Source organism: Pseudomonas sp. Irchel s3b6 (genome assembly GCF_900187415.1).
GTDB lineage: Bacteria > Pseudomonadota > Gammaproteobacteria > Pseudomonadales > Pseudomonadaceae > Aquipseudomonas.
The window spans coordinates 19,001-27,410 of record NZ_FYDM01000028.1; the positions used below are offsets into that span (position 1 = coordinate 19,001).

At 60.4% G+C, this 8,410-nt stretch carries 7 protein-coding genes and 1 pseudogene; 2 read left to right on the forward strand and 6 right to left on the reverse strand.

Annotated features, from left to right (window positions below; all coding sequences use genetic code 11):
• Positions 1-209: 209 nt before the first annotated feature.
• From choV to CKW07_RS24845, 3 genes are all read right to left on the reverse strand, one after another.
• Positions 210-1,388 carry a choline ABC transporter ATP-binding protein gene (choV, locus tag CKW07_RS24835; protein WP_095147483.1) on the reverse strand — a complete coding sequence of 393 codons (1,179 nt, stop codon included), beginning with the start codon at positions 1,386-1,388 and terminating at the stop codon, positions 210-212.
• Positions 1,385-2,230, reverse strand: coding sequence for a choline ABC transporter permease subunit (gene choW / locus CKW07_RS24840; RefSeq protein WP_095147484.1), 846 nt, complete (start codon positions 2,228-2,230; stop codon positions 1,385-1,387). Before choW ends, choV begins: the two co-directional genes overlap by 4 nt.
• Before the next feature lie 66 nt (positions 2,231-2,296).
• Positions 2,297-3,244, reverse strand: coding sequence for a choline ABC transporter substrate-binding protein (locus CKW07_RS24845; RefSeq protein WP_095147485.1), 948 nt, complete (start codon positions 3,242-3,244; stop codon positions 2,297-2,299).
• Positions 3,245-3,681: 437 nt separating this feature from the next.
• On the opposite strand from CKW07_RS24845, the gene CKW07_RS24850 reads away from it, so the two are divergent.
• Together CKW07_RS24850 and CKW07_RS24855 are read left to right on the forward strand one after the other, a co-directional pair.
• Positions 3,682-5,058, forward strand: a complete 1,377-nt coding sequence (locus CKW07_RS24850; RefSeq protein WP_095147486.1) for an L-serine ammonia-lyase — start codon at positions 3,682-3,684, stop codon at positions 5,056-5,058.
• Between the two features lie 451 nt (positions 5,059-5,509).
• Positions 5,510-6,613, forward strand: coding sequence for a GlxA family transcriptional regulator (locus CKW07_RS24855; protein WP_095081422.1), 1,104 nt, complete (start codon positions 5,510-5,512; stop codon positions 6,611-6,613).
• Positions 6,614-6,786: 173 nt separating this feature from the next.
• Here the strand turns inward: CKW07_RS24855 and CKW07_RS24860 are convergent, their stop codons facing one another.
• The 3 genes and pseudogenes from CKW07_RS24860 to CKW07_RS24875 form a co-directional block, all read right to left on the reverse strand.
• The gene (locus CKW07_RS24860; protein WP_095147487.1) at positions 6,787-7,056 is read right to left on the reverse strand and encodes a hypothetical protein; all 270 of its coding nucleotides are present in this window, start codon (positions 7,054-7,056) and stop codon (positions 6,787-6,789) included.
• A gap of 297 nt (positions 7,057-7,353) precedes the next feature.
• Positions 7,354-8,277: pseudogene (locus CKW07_RS24870) on the reverse strand (TauD/TfdA family dioxygenase); the annotation flags it as partial.
• A 41-nt stretch (positions 8,278-8,318) separates the two neighbouring features.
• Positions 8,319-8,410 (reverse strand): IS3 family transposase (locus CKW07_RS24875; RefSeq protein WP_141234481.1); only part of this gene is annotated, 92 nt, incomplete at its 5' end.

Below are 8,410 nucleotides of genomic sequence, written 5' to 3' on the forward strand. Positions count from 1 at the left end.
GGCGAGGGAGCTTGCTCCCGCTGGGCTGCGAAGCGGCCCCAAAACCCGCGACCCGGTTCTTGCAGATAAACCGCGCTGTATGGATTTGCGGTTGCTACGCAACCGAGCGGGAGCAAGCGCCCTCGCCACGGTTGTCCGTGTTCCAAGTCATATATGTATACGAACAAAAACGCCGCGATCTTCTCGCGGCGTTTTTGTGTCTGCTGCCCTTACCCCAGGTTCTTGCCAAGCAGTGCGTGGTACAGCTCGCTGTCGCCCAGAATCCCTACCACGTGATTGTTGTCATGCAGCACCAGCTTGTTGCCGGTCTGATAACGAATCTGCAGCGCGTCGCGCATGCCGATATTGGAGTCCACCAGGGTTGGGCGACGGCCCAGGCCTTCAACGGCTTGCCCCGGTGCCCAGTTCTGCAGGTCCAGGGCCGAGCCGTTCTGGCGCGCGCCCTTGATGGTGTTGCCTTCGGCCAGGTCCAGCCATGAGTCACCGCCCGGGTCCAGGCACACGGAGCCGTTGATGCGCTTGCAGTTGTCCAGGGTGCGCATCAGGCTGCGTCCGCACAAGACGTTCAGCGGGTTGGTGTGGGCGACGAAGGTCCGTACGTAGTCATCGGCCGGGTTGAGGACAATCTCTTCCGGCTTGCTGTACTGGATGATCCGGCCGTCTTTCATGATCGCGATGCGGCTGCCGAGTTTCAGGGCTTCATCCAGGTCGTGACTCACGAACACAATGGTCTTGCTCAGCTTGCGTTGCAGCTCCAGCAATTCGTCCTGCAGACCCTGGCGGATAAGCGGGTCGAGGGCCGAGAAGGGTTCGTCCATCAGCAGGATATCGGCGTCCATCGCCAGCGCCCGGGCCAGGCCCACGCGTTGCTGCATACCGCCGGAGAGTTCGTCGGGTTTCTTGTTGCGCCATTGGGTCAGGCCCACCAGTTCCAGCTTCTCATCCACCAGCTTGCGCCGTTCCTTCTCGGGGCGGCCCTGCATCTCGAGGCCAAAGCTGATGTTCTCGCGCACGGTCAGCCAGGGCATCAGGGCGAATTTCTGGAACACCATGGCGATGCGCTTGGTGCGCATCATTTTCAGCTCTGCCGGGGTGCAGGAAGCGATATCGATCTGCCGGCCTTCATGCTCGACGAACAGCTTGCCACGGCTGACGGTGTTGAGGCCGTTGATGCAGCGCAGCAGGCTGGATTTGCCGGAGCCGGACAGGCCCATCAGCACGCAGATTTCACCTTTTTCGATATCCAGGCTGGCCTTTTCAACGCCGACGATCAGCCCGGTCTTTTTCAGGATCTCGTTGCGTGTCATGCCCTGATCCAGCAGCTTGAGTGCCTCGCGTGGATCCTTGGAGAAGATAACGTCTACGTTTTCGAAGCGGATTATGCTCATGCGTCACCCCCTACTTTGGCGTCGGGTTGTTTGCAGATACGGTCGAGCATGATCGCCAGCAGTACGATCGCCAGGCCTGCTTCGAAGCCCAGGGCGATATCAGCGGTATTCAGTGCGTTGACCACGGGTTTGCCCAGGCCATCAGCACCCACCAGTGCCGCGATCACCACCATCGACAATGACAGCATGATGCACTGGGTGATACCGGCCGCGATGCTAGGCATGGCGTGGGGCAGTTCAATGCGCGAGAGCAGCTGACGGCGCGAGCAGCCAAAGGCCTTGCCGGCATCCATCAGTTCCTGCGGTACATCGCGAATGCCCAGGTAGGTCAGGCGGATGGGCGCTGCAATCGCGAACACCACCGTGGAGATCAGGCCCGGGACGACACCCAGACCAAACAGGGTCAGGGTAGGAATGAGGTACACGAACGTCGGTACGGTCTGCATCAGATCGAGTACGGGACGCATCATCGTGTAGAACATCGGTTTGTGCGCAGCGACGATGCCCAACGGCACGCCAATGAGCACGCAGACCAGGGTGGCGAACAGCACCTGGGCGAGGGTTTCCATGGTTTCCTGCCAGTAACCCAGGTTGAGGATCAGCAGGAAGGACAGGACGACGAAGCCGGTCAGGCCCCATTTGCGTTGAATGAAGTGTGCCAGCAGTGCGATGAGCCCGATCAATGCCAGCGGGTTGAACCAGGTCAGCGCAAACGTCACGCCGTGAATCATCGTTTCCAGTGTCACGGCGATTGCGTCGAAGGTGTTGGCGCCGTGTTGCGTCAACCATTCAACGAAGCCCGCGATGTACTGGCCTAAAGGGATTTTCTGATCAATCAGCATGGTAGTGAACGTCCGCATGCAAGGAAATAAACAGCCCGGGCGAGCACGCTCGCCCGGCATCAACGATTACTGTGCGAGCTTGGCTTTCACGGCCTCCAGGCCTGGTTTACCGTCAATGGTGGTCACGCCAGCGAGCCAGGTATCGAGCACCTGAGGGTTCTTCTTCAGCCACGCTTTGGCAGCCGCGTCTGCTTTCATCTTGTCGTCCAGAACGTTGCCCATGAGGGTGCTTTCCATGTCCAGGGTGAACGACAGGTTTTTCAGCAACTGCCCGACGTTGCTGCACTCCTGGCTGTAGCCTTTGCGAGTGTTGGTGTAGATGGTGGCCTGGCCATAGTTGGGGCCGAAGAACTCATCGCCCCCGGTCAGGTACTTCATCTTGAAACGGGTGTTCATCGGGTGCGGTTCCCAGCCCAGGAATACCACATCGGTGCTACGGCGCGAGGCACGTTCAACCTGGGACAGCATGCCGGCCTCGCTGGACTCGACGACCTTGAAACCGGCGTCCTTGAGGCCGAAGGCGTTCTTGTCGATCATGCTCTGGATCATGCGGTTGCCGTCGTTGCCTGGCTCGATACCGTAGATCTTGCCGTCGAGCTCTTTCTTGAACTTGGCGATGTCGGAGAAGTCCTTCAGACCTTTTTCGTACAGCGCTTCAGGGACCGCCAGGGTGTACTTGGCGTTTTCCAGGTTGGCGCGCACGGTTTCCACGGTGCCGGCATCACGGTATGGCTTGATGTCGTTTTCCATGGTCGGCATCCAGTTGCCGAGGAACACGTCCATGTTCTTGCCGTCGGCCAGCGACTTGTAGGTCACCGGCACGGAGATCATGGTGGTTTTAGTCTTGTAGCCCAAGGCGTCGAGGATGACGCTGGTGGTGGCTGTCGTCACGGTGATGTCGGTCCAGCCAACATCTGAGAAGTTTACGGTACTGCATTGCGCCGGTTCTGTGGCTTGAGCCAGAAGCGGCAGACTCAGCATGGCGGCCAACAACAACGACGGGGAACCTTTCATGGGTGGACTCCTTGGTGTTTTTTTTGGCGGTGTTCCGACAGGACAGCCGCACTTATAAGTGTTGCGGTTGGTGGGCGCTGAAGACAGCTCTGCCACGGCGCTTCGCAATCGAGTCGTAACTGATCATGGACCAGTGAAAATCTGACGCCTACAGGGTGCGTCGTATCCAGTACAGGGAGGGTCGCATCCAGTGTCAGTGAGGTCGTTTACAGCTTTAATCGGACCTTTTTAGTCCTCTGAGCCGCAAAAAAACGGCCGAAATGTGTCGTCTGCGGCCTGCGGCGTTAGTGGACATGAGTGCGTCGGTGTGAGACGTCGCGTGACCTGACAAAAGCTTGATGATGCGGGCCTGTCAACGGATTGCTGCTTGAGCGTAGCAGCTCCGTCACCGGGTGCCTCGGCACCTGGAATCTGCTCACCGAGGAGTCTCGTACGTCATGGCTATCAGCGTTTTCGACCTGTTCAAAATCGGCATCGGTCCTTCCAGTTCGCACACCGTGGGGCCCATGCGCGCAGCGGCGTTGTTCGTCGAATCACTGCGTGAACAACAGCGCCTGGAACAGGTTCGGCGCGTCGAAGTGCAGCTGTTCGGCTCCTTGTCGGCCACCGGTATCGGCCACGGCAGCGACAACGCGGTGATCATGGGGTTGATGGGCGAGTGGCCGGACGCAATCGACCCGTCGCAAATCGGCATTCGCATCGACACCCTGCGCGAAACCGACACCTTGTTGCTGGACGGTCGTTTGCCGGTGCCATTCATTTGGGCGCGGGACATGCGCCTGATCGATGAAAACCTGCCCTTTCACCCCAATGCCATGACCCTGGTGGCCGAAGGGGACAGCGGCGAGTTGCACCGTGACACCTACTATTCCGTTGGCGGCGGTTTCGTCGTCGATGAGGCCCAGGCCTCAAGCGGCGTGGTGGACCTGGACAGCACGGTGCTGCCGTACGATTTCTCCAGTGCGGCGGAGTTGCTGGCGCTGTGCCGCACGCACAACCTGCGGGTTGCCGAGCTGATGATGGCGAACGAGCGGGTCTGGCGTTCTGAAGAGGAAATCCGCAGTGGTCTGATGAAGCTCTGGCGTGCGATGCAGGACTGCGTCGAGCAAGGTCTCAAGCACGAAGGCATCCTGCCGGGCGGGCTGAATGTGCGTCGGCGCGCGGCAAAACTGCACCGCAGCCTGCAAGAATTGAACAAGCCCAACGTGATCGGCTCGACCTTGAGCGCGATGGAGTGGGTCAACCTGTTCGCGTTGGCCGTCAACGAAGAAAACGCGGCGGGCGGGCGCATGGTCACGGCACCCACCAACGGCGCGGCGGGGATTATCCCGGCGGTGCTGCATTACTTCATGAAGTTCAGCGAGGCGGTGACCGACGCCAATGTCGTCGACTACTTCCTCGGGGCGGCGGCGGTGGGCATTCTGTGTAAAAAGAACGCGTCGATTTCCGGTGCCGAAGTCGGCTGCCAGGGCGAGGTCGGTTCGGCCTGCGCGATGGCGGCGGCCGGGTTGGCGGAGATTCTCGGCGCCACGCCCGAGCAGTTGTGCAACGCCGCGGAAATCGGCCTGGAGCACAACCTGGGCCTGACCTGCGATCCGGTCGGCGGGCTGGTACAGGTGCCGTGCATCGAGCGCAATGCGATTGCGGCGGTGAAGGCGATCAATGCGGCGCAAATGGCCTTGCGCGGTGACGGCCAACATTTCATTTCGCTGGACCGGGTGATCCGCACCATGCGTGATACGGGGGCCGACATGCACGACAAGTATAAAGAGACCTCGCGCGGCGGGTTGGCGGTCAGTGCGGTGGAGTGTTGAGTGGCGGATGAACCCCTGCCACGGAGAGATCAGAACTGCGCGCTAAGTGCGCACTCATACAGCGACGCGCCACCTTTTGGCGCGTCGCAAACAGACAAGCCATTCCCGCAAGGTCAGGGATCCAAACCGAGCCTGACCGTCCGTCGCTCGTGCCTGCGGTGACACTCTTTCTCGACGGGCCACAGCCCTGTTCCCACAAGTGCTACCGATCTGCTCACAGCCTGCCGGGCTGGGCACTTGCCAGCTCGATAACCCTGACTCGATTTGTGTCTCGATTGACACATGTAGACACACTGCGACGTCGTTTTCAGGAGTTATTGAATGCTCATTCAACTTTAGGCATGGCAATTGCTCTGTCATGACAAAGCCCCGTCTCACGGCACGAGAACGATGGCCATAAAAAGAGCCTCCGCCTGAGGCCATCACCTGCTTTGTGTGAGGAGATACCGCGATGACGTCGTTCAACTCCGGGGCTCAACCCCAGAACCGTGCGCCTCAATCCATCGGCTTTTTGCTGCTGGACAATTTCACGCTGATTTCCCTGGCCTCCGCCGTAGAACCCCTGCGCATGGCCAACCAATTGTCCGGACGCGAGCTGTATCGCTGGACGACCCTCACCGTTGATGGCGGCCAGGTCTGGGCCAGTGACGGGCTGCAGATCACCCCCGACGCCTCCATGCACAAAGCCCCGGCCCTGGACACCATCATTGTGTGCGGTGGCATCGGCATTCAACGTACCGTGACCCGTGAACACGTGTCGTGGCTGCAAAGCCAGGCCCGCCAGTCGCGCCGCCTCGGGGCGGTCTGCACCGGCAGTTGGGCGCTGGCCTGCGCGGGGCTGCTGGACGGCTTCGATTGCAGTGTGCACTGGGAATGCCTGGCCGCGATGCAGGAAGCCTTCCCGCGTGTGGCCATGAGCACTCGCCTGTTCACCCTCGACCGTAACCGGTTCACCAGCTCCGGCGGCACCGCACCACTGGACATGATGCTGCACCTGATCAGCCGCGATCACGGCCGTGAGCTGTCGGCGGCGATCTCGGAAATGTTTGTCTACGAGCGCATTCGTAACGAGCAGGATCACCAGCGTGTACCGCTCAAGCACATGCTGGGGACCAATCAGCCGAAGTTGCAGGAAATCGTCGCGCTGATGGAGGCCAACCTTGAAGAGCCGATCGATCTCGATGAGTTGGCGGTGTACGTCGCCGTGTCGCGTCGTCAGCTGGAGCGGCTGTTCCAGAAATACCTGCATTGCTCGCCATCGCGTTACTACCTCAAGCTGCGCCTGATCCGCGCCCGGCAATTGCTCAAGCAAACGCCGATGTCCATCATCGAAGTGGCCTCGGTGTGTGGCTTTGTTTCCACGCCGCACTTCTCCAAGTGCTACCGCGAATACTTCGGCATTCCTCCGCGTGACGAGCGCGTGGGCTCCAACACCACCCAACAGGTGGCGATGATGCCGATCCCGCAGGCGATGGTGCTGGCACCGTTGTCCGGACCAATGTCGGCCTTGAGCCAGGCGCGCAACGAATCGACCTTTGCCAGCGTAAGGCTGTAGTCACCTTCGAGCGGGCTTTTGTGGCGAGGGAGCTTGCTCCCGCTCGACCGCGAAGCGGTCGCACATTGGGCAAACGCGTTTCTACAGACCTGACGCGTTTGTCTTTTTGGGGCTGCTACGCAACCCGGCGGGAGCAAGCTCCCTCGCCACAGGAAAGCCGTCCGCTCTGGACATCAGGCCCGGCGGCTTTGGCTTTGCTGGTATTGCGCCAATGCCGGCAGCAGTTGCTTGTCGATGGCCTGGCGTACCACGGGCAGGATCATCGCGCTGCTGGTGTACATCTGCTTGACCATGGTCCGCAGGGTGTTGGCCCGCACATCGTCCAGGCCGCGTACCGCGCACTCGCAGGCCTGATCGGCCGTAGCGCCACTGGGCACTTCAAAACCCAGCGACTTGAGTTGGCCCAGCAGGTCTTCCTGGTCTATCAAATCGGCGTGCATCATGACGCAATCCTTCTTTAAGGGAACGGTGTCTTGCCTCGATTCTGGTGGGGGTATCGGGCGCGGGCAAGGGCGATTTGTCGCGATGGCCGCAATACCTATGAACAGGTCGTTTTCGGCTAACTCCAGCGCTCGGCGACTGGGCACACTGGACTCAGCTCGCTACACGAAGGTTTGGTCACCCTCGCGCATCGGCTCCTCAACAGTACCCTCTGCCCCGATCCTGTCACGGCTTGATCGGGGCTTTTTTTACCTGGAAACCAGGTGGTGGGGAGGTGCCTGAACCGGCGCCATCGTGGTTTAGCGTTGCAACACCAGAATCCGCGACAACAATTCATCGCGATCGACGTAGCAACCCTGGAAATGCCGAGCGCCGCTGGTGGGGTCGAAGGCGTGGCGGGCATGCAGGGTGCGACGGTTGTCGAAGCACCACATCTGGCCGGGATCCAGGCGCTGGACAAGGCGGAACCTGGCTTCGCGGGTCATGGCGATAAAGCGGCGATAAGCGCGATAGAGGCTGGGCATCTGCTCGGCCGGGGCATCGAACGGGCCGCGCAGAAAGTTCGCCATACGGATTTCCGACACCTGGCCCATTGCGTCCAGGGCGATGATCGGTGCCAGGCAGCGGTAGTCGCTGTGGCGGTCCTTGTTGCGAAACTCCACGGGGATCTCGCACAGCGCCTGGAAGGCTTCGGGGTCTTCCTGGCGCAAGGCAGCGGCGATGGCAAAGCCGTCGACAAAAATGCTCTCGCCGCCGTCGGCGTCGTTGACCAGGCAATGCAGGAACTGCAGCCCCGGCTGCAACTCCCGCGTCGGCAGGTCGCTGTGCAACGGCAGGTTGAAGGCGGTGTAGGCATTACTGTCGGCATCGGCCCTAGATTGCACGTTGAACAGTACGCCGAAATTGCTCTCGCGGATAAACGAAATCCGCTTGGCGATCGACGTCAGGGAGCCGGGTTCGGTGGGCATGCCACGCACCTGGGTCAGGCCGGTATCGCGCAACGCCAACAACCATTGCAACAGGGCTTGCGGATCATCCATCACGGCCTGGTACTCGAACACCGGCAGCTGCAACTGGTTGTTCCACAATTGGCGCTTGGGTTGGTTGGCACGGCGCTCGGCACGGGAATCGTCGTCATAGGCGTGGGCTCGCAACCAGCCGGGATCGAAGTGACTGACGTGGCCGTCCTGCCAGTCGATCCGCAGGCAGCCCTCGGTGTCCACCCGGATGTGAACTGACCCCACAAAGTTGGACGATTTTCTATCTATGCCTGAGCGGCCTGAGTTCTGTATTCAACAGGACTCAGGCCGTTTAGCTTCAGTCTGATACGCGAGTGATTGTAATACTGGATGTACT

What these genes read in the sequence shown, in the direction of transcription:
- CKW07_RS24845 (WP_095147485.1), bottom strand. Translation starts at nt 3,244, where the DNA reads ATGAAAGGTTCCCCGTCGTTGTTGTTGGCCGCCATGCTGAGTCTGCCG.
- CKW07_RS24855 (WP_095081422.1), top strand. Translation starts at nt 5,510, where the DNA reads ATGACGTCGTTCAACTCCGGGGCTCAACCCCAGAACCGTGCGCCTCAA.
- choV (WP_095147483.1), bottom strand. Translation starts at nt 1,388, where the DNA reads ATGAGCATAATCCGCTTCGAAAACGTAGACGTTATCTTCTCCAAGGAT.
- choW (WP_095147484.1), bottom strand. Translation starts at nt 2,230, where the DNA reads ATGCTGATTGATCAGAAAATCCCTTTAGGCCAGTACATCGCGGGCTTC.
- CKW07_RS24850 (WP_095147486.1), top strand. Translation starts at nt 3,682, where the DNA reads ATGGCTATCAGCGTTTTCGACCTGTTCAAAATCGGCATCGGTCCTTCC.
- CKW07_RS24860 (WP_095147487.1), bottom strand. Translation starts at nt 7,056, where the DNA reads ATGATGCACGCCGATTTGATAGACCAGGAAGACCTGCTGGGCCAACTC.